Source organism: Corynebacterium jeikeium, from assembly GCF_028609885.1.
Classification (GTDB): Bacteria; Actinomycetota; Actinomycetes; order Mycobacteriales; family Mycobacteriaceae; genus Corynebacterium; species Corynebacterium jeikeium.
On sequence record NZ_CP063195.1, the window covers coordinates 1987545 to 2003171 of the forward strand.

Annotated in this window: 14 protein-coding genes; 2 read left to right on the top strand and 12 right to left on the bottom strand. The window is 62.2% G+C overall.

Annotated features, from left to right (window positions below):
* Positions 1-136: 136 nt before the first annotated feature.
* Positions 137-637 (top strand): Rv3235 family protein, encoded by a 501-nt coding sequence (locus CJEIK_RS08910; protein ID WP_011274015.1) that lies wholly within the window; start codon positions 137-139, stop codon positions 635-637.
* A 3-nt stretch (positions 638-640) separates the two neighbouring features.
* Here CJEIK_RS08910 and secA read toward each other — a convergent pair whose 3' ends face one another.
* The 9 genes from secA to CJEIK_RS08955 all read right to left on the bottom strand — a co-directional run bounded on the left by secA (position 641) and on the right by CJEIK_RS08955 (position 11728).
* The gene (gene secA, locus CJEIK_RS08915; protein ID WP_034964545.1) at positions 641-3244 is read right to left on the bottom strand and encodes a preprotein translocase subunit SecA; all 2604 of its coding nucleotides are present in this window, start codon (positions 3242-3244) and stop codon (positions 641-643) included.
* A gap of 198 nt (positions 3245-3442) precedes the next feature.
* Complete coding sequence (gene hpf, locus CJEIK_RS08920) at positions 3443-4135, bottom strand: ribosome hibernation-promoting factor, HPF/YfiA family (protein ID WP_005293884.1); 693 nt, start codon at positions 4133-4135, stop codon at positions 3443-3445.
* Between the two features lie 158 nt (positions 4136-4293).
* Positions 4294-4776: a ComF family protein gene (locus tag CJEIK_RS08925; RefSeq protein WP_231913379.1), complete on the bottom strand. Its 483-nt coding sequence runs from the start codon at positions 4774-4776 to the stop codon at positions 4294-4296.
* Between the two features lie 206 nt (positions 4777-4982).
* On the bottom strand, positions 4983-6734 hold the full coding sequence (gene lpqB, locus CJEIK_RS08930) for an MtrAB system accessory lipoprotein LpqB (RefSeq protein ID WP_005293889.1): 1752 nt from the start codon (positions 6732-6734) through the stop codon (positions 4983-4985).
* Positions 6727-8463: an MtrAB system histidine kinase MtrB gene (gene mtrB, locus CJEIK_RS08935; RefSeq protein ID WP_005293893.1), complete on the bottom strand. Its 1737-nt coding sequence runs from the start codon at positions 8461-8463 to the stop codon at positions 6727-6729. The genes lpqB and mtrB overlap by 8 nt, the downstream gene beginning before the upstream one ends.
* Before the next feature lie 6 nt (positions 8464-8469).
* Positions 8470-9147, bottom strand: a complete 678-nt coding sequence (gene mtrA / locus CJEIK_RS08940) for an MtrAB system response regulator MtrA (RefSeq protein WP_011274019.1) — start codon at positions 9145-9147, stop codon at positions 8470-8472.
* A 5-nt stretch (positions 9148-9152) separates the two neighbouring features.
* Positions 9153-9803: a dTMP kinase gene (locus tag CJEIK_RS08945; protein WP_005293899.1), complete on the bottom strand. Its 651-nt coding sequence runs from the start codon at positions 9801-9803 to the stop codon at positions 9153-9155.
* A 2-nt stretch (positions 9804-9805) separates the two neighbouring features.
* Positions 9806-11245, bottom strand: coding sequence for an adenosylhomocysteinase (gene ahcY, locus CJEIK_RS08950; RefSeq protein WP_005293902.1), 1440 nt, complete (start codon positions 11243-11245; stop codon positions 9806-9808).
* A 102-nt stretch (positions 11246-11347) separates the two neighbouring features.
* A complete protein-coding gene (locus tag CJEIK_RS08955) occupies positions 11348-11728 on the bottom strand; it encodes a DUF4259 domain-containing protein (RefSeq protein WP_005293904.1) in 381 nt (126 codons plus the stop codon).
* Between the two features lie 157 nt (positions 11729-11885).
* Here CJEIK_RS08955 and CJEIK_RS08960 point away from each other — a divergent pair, with 157 nt between their 5' ends.
* The gene (locus tag CJEIK_RS08960; RefSeq protein ID WP_005293906.1) at positions 11886-12698 is read left to right on the top strand and encodes a hypothetical protein; all 813 of its coding nucleotides are present in this window, start codon (positions 11886-11888) and stop codon (positions 12696-12698) included.
* On the opposite strand, the gene manA is transcribed toward CJEIK_RS08960, so the two are convergent.
* The 3 genes from manA to CJEIK_RS08975 are packed head-to-tail and all read right to left on the bottom strand — an operon-like array spanning position 12676 to position 15588.
* Positions 12676-13758, bottom strand: coding sequence for a mannose-6-phosphate isomerase, class I (gene manA, locus CJEIK_RS08965; RefSeq protein WP_005293907.1), 1083 nt, complete (start codon positions 13756-13758; stop codon positions 12676-12678). The two genes, CJEIK_RS08960 and manA, sit on opposite strands and share 23 nt — an antisense overlap.
* Before the next feature lie 9 nt (positions 13759-13767).
* The gene (locus CJEIK_RS08970; protein WP_005293910.1) at positions 13768-15144 is read right to left on the bottom strand and encodes a phosphomannomutase/phosphoglucomutase; all 1377 of its coding nucleotides are present in this window, start codon (positions 15142-15144) and stop codon (positions 13768-13770) included.
* Positions 15145-15159: 15 nt separating this feature from the next.
* The gene (locus CJEIK_RS08975; protein WP_305954515.1) at positions 15160-15588 is read right to left on the bottom strand and encodes a DUF3499 domain-containing protein; all 429 of its coding nucleotides are present in this window, start codon (positions 15586-15588) and stop codon (positions 15160-15162) included.
* Positions 15589-15627: the final 39 nt, after the last annotated feature.

Below are 15627 nucleotides of genomic sequence, written 5' to 3' on the forward strand. Positions count from 1 at the left end.
CCATCTTTTCGCCCACCGGCGCCCCGCGGGGCGCGCACTTCGCTATAGTTATGCCCGTATGGCGCCTTCGGGGGAACGCACCATACAGAAACCACCACACAGCACCACTGGCATGAACCACAGGGGGACTTCTTTCGTGACCACTTCAATTTCCGCACGCCCACTTCCGGACTTCGTGTTCCTGCGCCCGCCCACCCCGGCCGTTGCAGCACAGGCCACCGAGGAGGAGGTCACTAGTTCTTTTCGTGACGCCAACACCCCGCCACCCCAGCGCATCGCACAGATCGTAAAAATGTGGCTGGAGGCTTTGGAAGGGCGCCGTCCAATTGAGCATTTGCGCCGCGCGCCCTTCGGCGAGCGGGTGTTGGAGCAACTGCGCGTCCGTCGGATTGTGCGACCAGAACCGACAAGTGGGCGGGTGGAAAAGGGGGCGTCAATAATAAGCCTGCACATCCAGCCCAGCGCGGGCGATTGCGTCCGCTTTTGCGCATCGGTGCAGATGGGCGAGCGGGTGCGGGCTATCGCGGGCAGCATGTCGCAGCACACGCAAAAGCGCCGTGCGGAGCTGCATCAACTGCACAGCTCCGCGCGGCGCGGAGTCAAGATCTGGGCGATCGATAGCCTCAGCTTGATTTAGCGTTTAGCCACCCATGGTGGTCTGCGTAGCGCGATCCACGGCCACGCCCTCGTTGCCCGCCGCCGGGTCCTCGACGTGCACCTGGCCAGCCTGCTTCAGCTGGTTGCGCACCAGGAACAGCTGGCGGACAGTCTCTTCCTTGATGCCGTCCTTCATTCGGTTAAACATGTCGCCACCCTCGCGCTGGTACTCCACCAGAGGATCGCGTTGCGCCATCGCGCGCAGGCCGATGCCCTCCTTCAGGTAGTCCATCTCGTAGAGGTGCTCACGCCACTTCTGGTCCACGACGTTCAACAGGGCTGCGCGCTCCATGCCGCGCATCTGCTCCTCACCGGCGACCTCCGAGACCTTCTCCTCCAGCTCGTCGTACTCGCGGTTGGCGTCGTCGAGCAGCGCCTCCAGCAGCTGAGAAGAGCTCAGCTCGCCCGGGCGGCCGTAATCGTCGCCTTCCACCAGTTCCTCGTGGGTAAAGGTCGGGCCGTAGAGGGAATCCAGGGCGTTCCACAGGGTATCCAGATCCCAGTCCTCGACATAGCCCTCGGCGGTCGCGCCGTCGACGTATGCCTCGATGGTGTCCTTCAGCATGTTGCGGATCTGCTTTTCCACATCCTCACCCTCGAGGATCTGGCGGCGCTCGCCGTAGATCACCTTGCGCTGCTCGTTCATGACTTCGTCGTACTTGAGCACGTTCTTGCGCATCTCGAAGTTGGCGGACTCCACCTGGGACTGTGCGCCCTTGATGGCGTTGGTGACCATCTTCGAGTCGATAGCCTCGTCGTCCGGGATGTTCAGGCGAGTCATCATCGCCTCCATCGTCTGGCCGACGAAGCGCACCATCAGATCGTCGCGCATGGACAGGTAGAAGCGGGTCTCGCCCGGGTCGCCCTGACGTGCGGAACGGCCACGCAGCTGGTTGTCGATGCGGCGGGATTCGTGACGCTCCGTGCCCAGCACGTACAGGCCACCGACCTCGCGGACCTTCTCCGCTTCTTCCTTGGACTCCTCGCGGACCTTCTCGATCTCGTCGTCCCAGGCCTCTTCGTATTCCTCCGGGGTCTCCACCGGATCCAGGCCGCGCTCACGCAAGTTAATGTCGGCGATGATGTCCGGGTTACCACCCAGCACGATATCCGTACCACGACCAGCCATGTTGGTAGCCACGGTTACCGCACCCAGACGGCCTGCCTGGGCAACAATCTCTGCTTCCTTCTCGTGGTACTTCGCGTTCAGCACATTGTGCTTGATGCCACGGCGCTGCAGCAGCCTGGACAGGTACTCGGAACGCTCAACGGAGGTGGTACCCACGAGCACCGGCTGTCCGATCTCCACACGCTCGGCAATGTCTTCGGCCACGGCTTCGAACTTCGCCTCCTGAGTCTTGTAGATCAGGTCGACGTTATCCTTACGCTTGTTTTCCTTGTTCGTCGGAATCGCGGCAACATCCAGCTTGTAGGTGGACTTCAGCTCGGCGGCTTCGGTCTCCGCCGTACCGGTCATGCCGGCCAGCTTGTCGTACAGGCGGAAGTAGTTCTGCAGGGTGACGGTTGCGAGGGTTTGGTTCTCGTTCTTGATCTCGACGTGTTCTTTCGCCTCGATCGCCTGGTGGATGCCCTCGTTGTAGCGACGGCCGTCCAGGATGCGGCCGGTGAACTCGTCGACGATGACGACCTCACCATTGCGGACGATGTAGTCCTTGTCGCGGGTGAACAACTCCTTGGCCTTGATGGAGTTGTTCAGGTAGCTCACCAGTTGCGAGTGCTCCGGGGCGTACAGGTTCTCGATACCCAGCTGGTCCTCGACGAACTCCACGCCCTCTTCCTTGACGCCCACGGTCTTCTTCCGCTCGTCGACTTCGTAGTGGATGTCACGGGTCAGCTTCGGAGCGATCGCTGCGAAAGCGGAGAACCACTTGCTGGAGCCTTCCACCGGACCGGAGATGATCAGCGGGGTACGGGCTTCGTCAATGAGGATCGAGTCCACCTCATCCACGATGGCGTAGTTGTGGCCACGCTGTACCAAGTCGTTCAAAGAGTGCGCCATGTTGTCGCGCAGGTAGTCGAAGCCGAACTCGTTGTTTGTGCCGTAGGTGATGTCGGCGTTGTAAGCCTCGCGACGCTCGGCGGGGTTCTTGCCGCTCAGAATCACGTCGGTGCTGAGTCCCAGGAAGCGGTGAACACGGCCCATCCACTCGGCGTCACGCTTTGCCAGGTAGTCGTTCACGGTAACGACGTGCACGCCCTTGCCGGACAGTGCATTGAGGTAGGCGGGCAGCACACAGGTAAGAGTCTTACCTTCACCGGTCTTCATCTCGGAGACGTAACCGAAGTGGAGGCCAGCGCCACCCATGATCTGCACCTTGTAGTGCTTCTGGCCCAGCACGCGCCAGGAGGCCTCACGCGCGGTGGCAAAAGCCTCGAGCAGGATGTCATCCAGGCTCTCGCCGTCTTCCTGAACTCGCTTCTTAAGCTCGTCGGTCTTGGCCTGCAGTTCCTCGTCGGTGAGTTTGGTGTATTCCTCGTCGAGGTCCATCACCTGGTCGGCGATTTTAGCGAGACGCTTGACCGCACGGCCTTCGCCCATACGGAGGATTTTCGAAAGTCCTAGCACGCTGATGCTGTCCTTTGCTCGATTTCTAAAACTGATTAGCTAATTTGTCGGCTCCGAACAATCCTACCCCCACCCCCAAGGTCACGGGCAACTACACCTAGCAAGCTCGGGCATAAAAACCGGCCCCCACGGGTTGGGCGTGGGGGCCGACTCTTTTACGAATTAAGAGAAGATAAAACTGAGCAACAGAGCAAGCTGTTACTTCTCTGCGTTCTTCTCTTCCAAGGTGATCAGACCGTAGTCAAAGGCGTGACGACGGTACACCACGGACGGCTGGCCGTTCTCCTCGTTGATGAACAGGAAGAAGTCGTGGCCCACCAGCTCCATCTCGCTCAACGCCTGGTCAACGCTGATCGGAGCGGCCTTGTGCACCTTCTTGCGCACGATCTGGCCAGGCTTGAACTGATCCTCGTAGGGGTCGACGTCATACTGTCCAACCTCCTCCGGCTTGGTCTCCGCCTTCGGCTGTGCATCTTCCACCAGGCTGGCAGCTGCCTCGCCCATGGACATCGGAGTGCGGTGGCCGGAACGGGCAATCTTGCGACGTGCCTTCACCTTTCGCAGGGAGCGCTCCATGCGGCCAACGGCGACCTCGAGGGCAGCGTAGAAGGAGTCTTCCTTAGCCTCTGCGCGAGCGATGTGGCCCTTGCCGGTTGCGGTGATCTGTAGGCGATCCTGCTGGTCACCACGGCGCGGGTTGGGCTCGTGCTGCAGCTCCACGTGGAAGAACGTGAGAGTCGGATCCAAGCGCTCGATCTTCGCCAGCTTGCCCTTGACGCGATCAGCGAAGTGCTCCGGCACCTCAACGTTGCGGCCAGTGATCTCTACGCCTGCCTCAGGTGCAGCAAGTTCCTCGTTGCCAAAGTCAGACGAGTTTTTGCCGGTCGACATTGCTCAACCTCCAAAGTCATTCACCGCCAGAATCAGGCCGGATTACCCACCTTCCAACGGCGATCTTTCCAACTCCCAGTCTACCTAATTTCCGTATCTGCCCTTGCGCATTTACCCCTTATTCATGTGAATCGTGTGATCCATGTGCATCATGTGATTTATGCGCCCGCTAACACCAGCGCCAATCGCGGCCGCACGCCACGCGCCGCCAGAGCCAACGCAAACTGCGCTGTTGTAGCGCCAGTTGTACACACGTCATCCACGATCACGACCTCCCCCATCCCCCGCAGTCGACCAATCGCCGTCGGATCGAAAAGGATCTTGCCGGCAATATTCTCGCGCCGTTGGTGCCGATCCAGCCCAACCGAATCCACACTTTCCTCACTGAGCCACGCCACAGGGTAAACCTCCACCCCGGGATACAGCGCCGCGGCTGCACGGCAAAAGCGGGTGACGATATCCCCGCCTCGCTGCCGCGCCGCTGATCGGCGGGTAGGGGCGGGCACCAGCACTACCCGCCCCAAGCGCGGATCAGGCACCAAACCCAGCCCACTCACATGCAGTATCCCGGCGGCCAGCACTCGCCCGGCCACATCTATGGCCGCCGGACGCAACCGCTCCTTTGCACTGAGTATCAGCATTCGCCGCGCACCTCCGTATACCCCGGCGGCAAAAACGGGCACCAGTGCCACCCGCGGCTGCCAACGTTGCCAGCTCTGCATCAGCTGCAGCCCGCACGCCTCACATAGCTGTTTACTGGTCGGCGTTCCGCAGCACACACAGTCGGCACGCCACACGAGCCCTACAAGCGCGCCTAAATCCCCCTTAAACCCCATGAGCACTCAGCCTAGTCGGCCAGCACTGGGGTTGCCCGCTTTCCTTGCATGGTCGGCACTTCGCGCCAGAAGCGTGACTCCTCGGAGGTGACGTCGAACTGCATCAGCGCATTGGCGTCGGTGACGTAAATCTTGCTGCCGTCGGTAGCCACCGATACCACCGGGGCTGACAAGTTGCGGCCCGTGATCTGCTGCGAATAGGAGCCATCAACCTCGATGTCCCAGACCGGGGCGTCATTGGCACGCGTGCCCACCAACACGGACCCGTCGTCGGACCAGTCTGCGCTGACCGCCGTGTCGCCTACTGCGTGGCCGATCTCTACCGGCGCACCCAGCCGCTTTGTGCCATCATCCGTCGTATCCAACGTCACCACGTAAACCCGCCCGTTTACGATCATCACTGCGCGGGCACCATCGTGCGATACGCGGAATACACTGATGCGCTTATCCTTTCCGTCCACCATTGCCATCGTGGAGCTGTCCACCTTGCGCTCTCCCACGATGCCACTTTCCGGGTTGCGAGTAATTTCCGTGATCCGCTCGCCGTCGGCCACCACGTAAGCCGAGGTGGCATCCAGCCCCCAGGTCGGACGGGTTAGGGAATTCGCCCGCACGGAGCTCACCGGCTGGTCGCCCTTCGCTCCGATCATCAGCTGGCGCGGCGCATCGCCCCGCCCGGTCACGGCAGCGTAGACCTCGTCCCGCGGGCTAAGCGCCACGGATTCAATATAGTTTTGGTCAAGCCATCCGCCCAGCTGCTGCGCTCGCGCCCCATCCTGTTGGTAAACGTCCCCGCCGGACACTGCCCGCAGCGGGGTCTGCACCTGTACATTCGGGTCGTATTGCGAAAGATCCTGCACCAGCCACTTGCCATGCATATCGTCGGTCATCGGCGTACCGTCCGCCGTGAGTTCGTAGGGGCCTCGAACCTCGGACCCCGCCAGCGTCCACACCACCTGTGCCGCCAGTAGCCGGCGTGCATCAGCGGACAGTTCCTGCAGTCCGGTGAAATGAACTGCGGGGTCGCCCTCACCATCATTGGAAACCTGGGCGGTGGCGTCCTCAGGAACAAGGTTTCGAACAGCCTTCTTCAAACGATCCTGCGGCCCCGCAACCAGCAACGAGACCAAAGAGGCGGCGGTGGACTGCTGACCGGTGTAGATCCACCGGCGGTCCGAGACGAGCGCTCGACCGTTGAGATCCGGGAAGTAGATGTTGCGGGCGCGATAGGTGCTTACGAAGTCCTGCCGGTCCAGCACCACAACGTTCGGCAGGTTGCTGATACGCCATTGTCCGTCGACATTTTGCATCTCGTAACTGGTTTCGAACGCGGTGTACTGCGGGTCAAACACACCCCCCACGCCCAGTGTTCCGACGATGTTTCCACGCACGCGGTAGGTGATCTTCGAATCGTTGCCCGGGCCTTCGGAGGAGATGTCGATCCGGTCGAGCACCATCGTCGGCGCATCGGACTGCCATCGCCCCTGCATGCCGCCGGTGAGGAACTTCTTGGCCGCCTGGTGGTCGCGCAGCGGATGGGCGCTGGCGGTGAAGAAATCACGCAGCAGCAGGTCGGAGGGCTGCCCGTCGGTCGGGGTCGGCGCCTCTTGTCCGCTGGGCGCCGGCGCGTAGCTGGAGATCGCCTCGGGGTTCGTGTCATCCGGCAGGGTCGAGCAACCGGCCAGCAGACCCAGTCCGGCCACCACGGACAGTACCTTTTTGACCTTTGTGGTCTTTGTGGCCTCTGTGGTCTTGTTACTCATCTTCGCCCCCTTCTTGTTCTTGGGTAGTGACGCCCTCAGCCTCCACCGCCAAAGGCAGCGGCGAGGTCTTTACGATGTGGCCCTGTTCCATTGGGAGCGTCAACCGGAAGCACGCGCCCACTCCGATCTCGCCAATCGCCTCGAGACGGCCGCCGTGCAGGTTGGCATCTTCCTTCGCAATGGCCAGACCCAAACCAGTGCCGCCCGTGCGGCGCTCGCGCGACGGGTCGGAGCGCCAGAAACGGTTGAAGACCATCTCCTCCTCGCCGGGCTTCAGCCCCACTCCATGGTCGGTGACAGCAACGGCCAGGGCATCTTCCCCGACGGCCATTTTCACCTCGATCGGCTTGCCTTCTGAGTGGTCCACAGCATTTGCCAGGAGGTTGCGCAGAATACGTTCCACGCGACGCGAGTCCACGGCCACGACCACGGGATCTTCCGGCAGATCCACATTGAACTCGGTGCCGATTTCCTCAGCGATGGCTCGTACCTGCTGCAGAGCGGAGCGCACCACGCCGCGCACATCGACCTTCTCGGCAGACAAGTTCGCCACTCCCGCGTCGTGTCGAGAAATCTCCAACAGGTCACCCAGAAGTGTCTCGAAGCGGTCGAGCTCCTTCGTCATCAGGTGAGCTGCACGGGCAGTGAGCGGATCGAGTTCATCGGCATTGTCTTCGATCATGTCCGCCGCCATGCGCACCGTCGTCAACGGTGTACGCAGCTCGTGGGAAACGTCCGACGTGAACTGTCGCTGCAACGAGCCGAACTCCTCCAGGTTTCGAATCTGGGTGGAGAGCTTCTCCGCCATGTCGTTGAAGCTAAAGGCGAGCCTGGCGACCTCGTCCTGGCCGTCGACGACCATCCGCTCGTGCAGGTGGCCCGCCGCCAACTTTTCGGCGATCTTAGAGGCCGCACGGACCGGGCCGGTAATCTGCTGGGAGAACACCCAACTGATCACCAACAGCAGGATGATCAGGACGATCCCGCCGGCCATCAGCAAGCCGCGCATGAGGTTCAGAGTGGCCTCTTCAGAGGTCAGCGGCACCAGCAAATACAGTTCGAGACCGGGGATGTCAGAGTAGACGGGACTGCCGATAATCAGCGCCTTGTAGGTGCCGTTTTCCCCGTCTACACGGGCGTACTGGTAGGCCACCTGCCCCTGGCGTACAAACTCGCGCAGATTTGCCGGGATGTCGATGTTGTCCGGGATCCGTGTTTCCGCATCACTCGCGTTGGAGGCGATGAGCACCGAGTCATACACCGGGGCGCTTGATTGCTCCACCCCTGTCGAGCGGTTAGTCAACACCGCCCTAGCGGAAGTCAGACGCACGGACACCGGGTTGGAAGAGTCGGTGGCGCCGATCTGCTCTTCCACCGCCGTGCGTGCCCGGTCCATGCTATCCACGGCTTCGGAGAACTTGGTGGCCAACAACTGCTGGCTCAGGAACCCGACCAGCAGGAAACCAATGAGCAGGAATGCGAAAGTACTGGAGGCCACCACGCTACCGATCACTCGCAGCTGGATGGACTGGTGCCAGCGCAGCCGAATCGAGTTGATGAGCCGCCGCCAGGTATCCCGCGGCCGGCGGAAGAAGTCGCGCAGCACGGACCAGAACGTCGCGCCGGCTGCCAGCGTCTTCCCCTGCACTCTCTGCGGGAAACCCGGGGCCTTCGGTTGCGCTAGGCGGGCCGGCTTGCGTTTCTTGGGCTTAGCTTGTTCCTGCTCCACGAGAACCTATTCGCCGGTCTTGTAGCCGATCCCGCGGACGGTTTGGATGATCTTCGGGTCGTCCGGGTCCCTCTCCACCTTCGAACGCAGGCGCTGAATGTGGACGTTCACCAGGCGCGTATCGCTGGATTTACGGTAGCCCCACACCTGCTCTAGCAACTCCTCGCGGGAGAACACTTGACGCGGACGGGAGGCCAGCGTAACCAGCAGGTCAAACTCGATGGGGGTCAGCGCGATCTCCTGGCCATCGCGGATCACCTGGTGCCCGGGCACATCAATCTTTAGGTCTACTACCTCGATCGTCTCCGCAGGGGCCTCCTCCGGAGTGCGGCGTAGGCGGGCCCGTACGCGCGCCACCAGCTCCTTCGGCTTGAATGGCTTGTGCACGTAGTCATCGGCACCGGATTCCAGGCCCAGCACCACGTCCACGGTGTCAGTGCGGGCGGTCAGCATAACGATCGGCACCGTGGAGGTCTCGCGGATCGCCTTGCACACGTCAATGCCGTTCATTCCGGGGAGCATAACGTCCAGCAGGATGAGGTCCGGGTTGTGTTCCTCCGCGGCTTTCACGGCCTCTACACCGTCACCCACGACAACGGTGCGAAAACCCTCGCCTTGCAAAACAATGGTGAGCATTTCCGCGATAGCCGGGTCGTCGTCGACCACCAGAATCTTCGTTTCCACGGTTGTCATCCTCTCATTTCTTCCAGCAGATCCGCGACCTTAGCCGCACGGGCCTCATAGTCATCCCCTGTGCTGTCGACCGTCACCCACGGGCTCAGCCACTGCTGCTCCGCCAACGCTCGGTAGGCGCAGACGGTACGTTCCTGCAGGCTACTATCCCGCTCATAAGCATCTCGCGCCCGCGTTTGATCCTGGGCTTCGCGCGACTCGGCCCGCTGCCCGGCCACTTCTGCCTCGACATCCACCAAGATTTGCAAGTCCGGCGCCGGGATGCCGAGCTTTTCCTGCTCTAGCTGAGTGACCCATTCGCCGACCTCAGCCACGTCGCCCCCAACCCGCGCGGCGGAGTACGCCACATTGGAAGCCGTATAGCGGTCAATCAGGATCACGTAACCATCGGCATCAAAGCCCGCCAAATCTGCCCCGATCTCGGCGCGGTCGAGGGCGAACAGGGTGGCCATGCCGTGCACGGAATGAATCAAATCCCCCAGGTTTTCATGCAGTGCTTCGCGGGCGAGCATCGCCGGGTGGGATTCCTCGTAGCGTGGGAACGCGATGCGCGCTACCGGCACCTCGCGCTCCACCAACTCCTTTTCCACGGCCGTAACCAGGGTGTTCTTCCCCGCGCCGTCGACTCCTTCAAAACTAACGATCATATCTAGTAGCGGTAGTGCTCCGGCTTGAACGGTCCGGCGACGTCCACGCCGATGTACTCTGCCTGTTCCTTGGTCAGGGTCGTCAGCTTGCCACCGAGTGCCTCGACGTGGATGCGTGCAACCATCTCGTCCAGGATCTTCGGCAAGCGGTAGACCTCGTTGCCGTACTGGTCGGACTTCGTGTACAGCTCGATCTGCGCGATCGTCTGGTCGGCGAAGGAGTTGGACATCACGAACGACGGGTGGCCGGTGGCGTTGCCCAGGTTCAGCAGGCGCCCCTCGCTCAGCACCACAATGGAAACCGGGTCGCCGTTCTTACCTTCGAAGGTGAACTCGTCCACCTGAGGCTTGATGGTCACGCGGCTGACGTCCTCGCGGTGCAGCAGGCTGGCCATGTCAATCTCGTTGTCGAAGTGGCCGATGTTACCGAGCACTGCGTGGTTCTTCATCATCTGCATGTGCTCAAACGTGATGATTCCGAGGTTCCCCGTTGCGGTGATGACGATGTCGGCGTCACCAATAAAGTCCTCTACCTGCACGACCTCGAAGCCGTCCATGAGCGCCTGCAGGGCGTTGATCGGGTCGACCTCCGTAACCTTCACGATCGCACCCTGGCCCGCCAGCGCTTCGGCACAGCCCTTGCCGACATCTCCATAACCACACAGCAGCACCGACTTGCCGCCGATCAGCATGTCGGTAGCGCGGTTGATGCCGTCGATCAGGGAGTGGCGGGTGCCGTAACGATTGTCGAACTTCGACTTCGTCACCGCATCGTTGACGTTCATCGCCGGGAAGGGCAGCAAGCCCTGTTCCGCGAAGTGGTACAGGCGGTGCACGCCCGTCGTCGTTTCTTCGGTTACGCCCTTGATGTTTTCTGACGCCCGGCTCCAGAACTTACCGTCCTCCGCCAAGGTCTCACGCAGCATTCCGAGGAAAGCCTTGTACTCGTCAGCGTCCTGTTCTTCCGCGTCTGGGACCAGGCCGGCGTTTTCGTATTCCATACCCTTAATAACAGCCATGGTCGCGTCGCCGCCGTCGTCGAGGATCATGTTGGCCTCCACGCCTTCGCCCCAGGTGAAGATCTGCTTTAGGCACCACCAGTACTCATCCAGGGTCTCGCCCTTCCAGGCGAAAACCGGCACGCCGGCCGGAGACTCCGGGGTTCCGTCGCCGACGACGATGGCCGCGGCGGCCTCATCTTGGGTGGAGAAGATGTTGCAGGATGCCCAGCGCACCTCTGCACCGAGGGCCACCAGGGTTTCGATGAGCACGGCGGTCTGCACGGTCATGTGGATGGAGCCGGCGATACGGGCGCCCTTCAGAGGCTGCTCCTCGGCGTATTCGCTACGCAGCTGCATCAGTCCGGGCATCTCATATTCCGCCAGGCGGATCTGGTGGCGGCCGGCCTCTGCCAGCGAGAGATCCTTGACTTTAAACTCCATGGTTAGGGTGACTCCTCGGTAAATTCGCAGGGTAAAACTACAGGAAAATTCTCTTCAGACAGTCTACTAGTTCGCGCTCTCGTGCCCGCGTACTAGCTTGGACTAGCTCAGGGCCTCGACGAAGGTCTCCAGCCCCTCAGCTTCGAGGTCTTCTTCGTCCTCGCGTCGTTCCATCTCCCCATCCATCAGCTGCAGTGCCACTTCCTGCAGATTTGCGGGGCATTCGCCGATGTGAGCACGAATGAAGGGGTGGTCATCTGCCACCGTGGCCGTACTAAAGGGCGCCCCGCACCAGATTGCCGCCACTGTGGCGGCGCACAGGCCAACGGAGTAGTCCACCGAACCGGATTGCTCTTCACGCAGTGCCACGTTCACGGCGTCCACGAGCGCTCCAGCTATGTCGGGGCCGTCCAGGTCTGCCAGTTCGTCTAGGAAGTCTGCGTTGTCTTCTTCCGAGAAGATGAACTCGTCCCAGTTGCTCATGGTTCTGCCCTTTCTGTCGCTCAATTACCGACTCTAGCGCGTTTACACGCCCAATAACTGTGGTCAAAGCCGGACATCCCTGCTAGGCTCTGTTGTACCTTAACCAAATTGTGATCTTTGCCGATAAGCCGATAGAGCCGACGAGGAGGTGAGCCAGATGGCCGAAGAACAGAACGCCAAAGAACAAAGCAGCGACGTCAAAGGCAAGAGCACCGCTGTTGTCTACGAGACGGACGAGCGACACTCCCCTGTCCCCCGCGCCATCAGCGGTATCGCCATCGTCGGCTTAGCCCTGGCCGGTGTTATTGGCGTCTGGACCTGGCAATCGGGTTCAGAGGCGACCTCTCCGAAGCGGAGCACGGCGGAAGAGTCGACTGTCTCCATTAGTACGGGAGCCGCCTCCCAGGATCACGATGTGGTCTCCGACGAGCCGACGCCGCGGCCGGACCCTCCGGCCTACTCCACACGCGCCCCGCAGGCTCAGGACGCCTCAGGCTTCAGCAACGTCGCCCCGCTGGGCCAGGACCCTTACCTGCCGCCCAACGCGTGGAACGGCCAGCAGAACGACGGCTCGCAGCCGTCCGAGACCATCATTGCCGAGGGTTTGGAATCTCGCGTACAGGCCCCTCAGCCGCAACCGCCTATCTCGCCTGCTCTGCCAGCACCGTCACAGGCGGAACAGCCCAGCAGTGCTAAACCCGGCGCCACCCAACCCGGCGCAACACAGCCCGGCACTGTAGTCGATACCGGCAAGGCTACCGACGGTAGCGCCGCGATTCCCTTCCCGACAGAGGGCCTCCCACTGGAGCCTTCGGACTCGACTAAATCCCCTGAGCCGCAGCGCGGGTCCGACGACTCTAACAAACCGAAGGATCCCAAGGCGCCAGAGAAGAACGTCGCCGGCAAAGAAGCAGACGGTCCCACCGATACCACGGCGGGCCCCCAGCCTAAGCCCCGGGACGGGCGATAAAGGCCTTCCCGCTTACACGCGCTTCCTCGCCTGCGGGCACCCATGCGGCGGAGCCACTGTCCACGCGCAGTTCCCCGCACTCCGCGGTTCCCCCGACGGCCAGCACGATAGCTGGCCCAGCCACCTCGGCCTCCCCGCTCACTCTGCGTAGGCTAAATTCCTCCGCTGGGGTGTGGTACGCACCTTCCGCATCAGCCTGTAGCCGCGGATCGGCGAGCTCCTCCCAGCGCACCACGCTCAGTAGCTCTTCGACGTCGATGTGCTTCGGCGTCAAGCCGCAGCGCAGCACGTTGTCCGAGTTCGCCATGATCTCCACGCCGGTACCCCGCACATAGGCGTGCAGCTGCCCCGCATCCAGGTACAGCGCTTCCCCTTCTTGCAGGACCACGCGATTAAGCAACAGTGCGAACAGCACGCCCCTGTCGTTCGGGTACTGCTGTTCCAGGCGTACCACCAGGTCCGCCACCTCGCCCATCCAATCGTCCGCGCTGGCCGCGAGCTCCCGGCAGCGCCGCGTGAGGGCGTCAATAATCTCCGGAAGATCCTCCGCCGGCATGTGCAGCGCGCGCTCGACCGCACCGCGCAGATCGCCACGCAGGAAATCCAGCTCGGGCAAGGCGAGCTTATCCAGCAGCGCAGCCGTTCGGGCGACCGGCCGGAAGCCCGCCATCGCTTCGAACTCGCCCAGGGCCACCAGTAGTTCGGGCTTGTGGTTGTCGTCCTTGTAGTTGCGTTCGAAGGCGTCGCGAGCGATTCCGGCGGCCTCATCTGCGGCGAAACCGACTTCGGCCTGTGCCTTCGTTGGGTGCACCTGGATGCTCAGTGCACGTTCGGCGGCCAATAGCTTCAGCAGGAACGGCAGGCGCGTACGCCCCTGCCCCAACTGGCCTTCGGGGTCTGCTTCGATCAGGTCCAGCAGCACTCCGGGCGCTCCCGGGTGCGCGCCGAACCAGAGCTCGGCCTCAGGTTGTTCGGTCGGCGTAGGTCGCCCTTGCAGTTTCGCCAGCGACTCGTGCGACCCCCAGGCGTAGTTCTGTACAGCCCCTTCAATGCGGCGCATATGTGCCTCCTAAGCGCGAATCACGGCAAGAGCTTCGTCGACGATGGCTTGAACTCCCTCGTCGTCGCGTGCCTCAACGTTGAGACGCAGCAGCGGTTCGGTGTTTGACGCCCTCACGTTCAGCCACGAGCCATCCTGCAGCTCGATCGTCACGCCATCCAGTCGGTCGACGGATACGGTGCGATCAGCGAAGGCCTCTACCACGGCCTCAGTGCGGCCTGCCTGATCTTCCACCTCGGAGTTAATCTCCCCGGAAGCACGGTAGGTCTCGTAGGCACGCTTCAATTCGGAAAGCGGCTTGTCCTGCTCGCCGAGAGTGGCCAGCACGTGCAGGGCGGCCAGCATGCCGGAGTCTGCGTTGAAGAAGTCGCTGAAGTAATAGTGCGCGGAGTGCTCGCCGCCGAACACTGCACCCTCCTTGGCCATCTGGGCCTTGATGAAGGAGTGGCCCACGCGGGTGCGCACCGGCTTGCCACCCTTGGCTTCCACCAATTCGCGAACGGACTTGGAGGTAATCAGATTGTGGATGATCGTCGCGCCCGGCTGCTCGTCCAGGTAGCGCTCGGCGATCATGGCGCAAATGGTGGAGGGGGAAACGGCTTCGCCCTGCTCGTCCACGATGAAGCAACGATCCGCGTCACCGTCGAAGGCGATGCCGAGGTCCGCCCCCTTGTCCACAGTGAACTTCTGCAGATCCACCAGGTTCTTCGGGTCCAACGGGTTGGCCTCGTGGTTCGGGAAGTTACCGTCAAGCTCGAAGTAGAGGTCGAAAATCTCCAGGGTGTCCTGCTTCAACACTGCCGGAACGGTAAGCCCGCCCATGCCGTTGCCTGCATCCACCGCAACCTTTAGGGGGCGGATGTTCAGCGGCACCAGGTTGTTCAGGTATTCAGCGTAGCCCTCCAACACGTCCTCGGTGGTGTTGGTGCCGGGCTCACCGTCGTAGGCGGGGATGCCCTCGACCAGCTCGAAGGAGATGCGGTCCAGGCCGGAATCCTGCCCCACCGGACGGGCGCCGGCACGGCAAAGCTTGATGCCGTTGTACTTTGCGGGGTTGTGGGAGGCGGTGAACATCGCTCCCGGGCATCCCTTCACGCCGCTAGCGTAGTAAAGCTCGTCGGTGCTGGTGAGGCCCAGGGTGATGGTGTCCAGCCCCTGAGCGTTCACGCCCTCGGCGAAGGCTGTGGCCAGGCGGGGCGAGCTGTCGCGCATATCGTGGCCGATGACGATCGTCTCTGCGCCCTCTTCACGCATGAGGCGGGCAAAGGAGGCCGCCACGTCGCGCACGAACTGCTCGTTGAGGAATCCGGCGCCCTCGCCGACAACTCCGCGGACGTCATAGGCTTTGATGGCCGCTGCTACGTCTTTGGGGGAATGGGTAGCCATGGGGGTTTCCTTTCGCTAATGCTGGTCACGAACCGCGCGCAGGTGGCGGCGGGGGGTGGACCGGGGCAGGTTCTTCATGGAGGGATGGTGGGGTGTGGACTCTGGGATTTCCGAGCGCCGGTAGAGACGGGGGGCGGGCTGTGCCTTCGCTTGGGTCTCGTGTTCGGCGGCCTGCTGCACGGCCTCGGCCAGCGCCATCAGGTCTTCTTCATCGGCTTCGGAGGCTATGTCCTCGCCCGCCGTGGTCTCGTCAGCGAATTCCAGCGTCCAACCTTGCGGGACGGTGGTGCGGCGGGCGTGGTTTTCGCACAGGTCCCACCGGTGAGGGTTTCCGCTAACGCTCAGCGGCCCCACAATGGCTAGCTGCTCTGCATAGTTGAACTCCAGCGTAGCTACGGCGGGCTTGCCGCAGCCGGGGCGAGAGCATTGTCGGATAAAAGTCACGCGCATTAGTGTAGCCCTTTTACTGTGGCTTTCGAGCGT

Excerpts from the sequence above, each read along its gene's own strand:
- CJEIK_RS08970 (WP_005293910.1), bottom strand. The coding sequence starts at position 15,144 with ATGGCTACCCATTCCCCCAAAGACGTAGCAGCGGCCATCAAAGCCTAT.
- ahcY (WP_005293902.1), bottom strand. The coding sequence starts at position 11,245 with ATGGAGTTTAAAGTCAAGGATCTCTCGCTGGCAGAGGCCGGCCGCCAC.
- CJEIK_RS08945 (WP_005293899.1), bottom strand. The coding sequence starts at position 9,803 with ATGATCGTTAGTTTTGAAGGAGTCGACGGCGCGGGGAAGAACACCCTG.
- hpf (WP_005293884.1), bottom strand. The coding sequence starts at position 4,135 with ATGTCGACCGGCAAAAACTCGTCTGACTTTGGCAACGAGGAACTTGCT.
- lpqB (WP_005293889.1), bottom strand. The coding sequence starts at position 6,734 with ATGAGTAACAAGACCACAGAGGCCACAAAGACCACAAAGGTCAAAAAG.
- CJEIK_RS08925 (WP_231913379.1), bottom strand. The coding sequence starts at position 4,776 with ATGCTGATACTCAGTGCAAAGGAGCGGTTGCGTCCGGCGGCCATAGAT.
- CJEIK_RS08955 (WP_005293904.1), bottom strand. The coding sequence starts at position 11,728 with ATGAGCAACTGGGACGAGTTCATCTTCTCGGAAGAAGACAACGCAGAC.
- manA (WP_005293907.1), bottom strand. The coding sequence starts at position 13,758 with ATGCGCCGCATTGAAGGGGCTGTACAGAACTACGCCTGGGGGTCGCAC.
- CJEIK_RS08960 (WP_005293906.1), top strand. The coding sequence starts at position 11,886 with ATGGCCGAAGAACAGAACGCCAAAGAACAAAGCAGCGACGTCAAAGGC.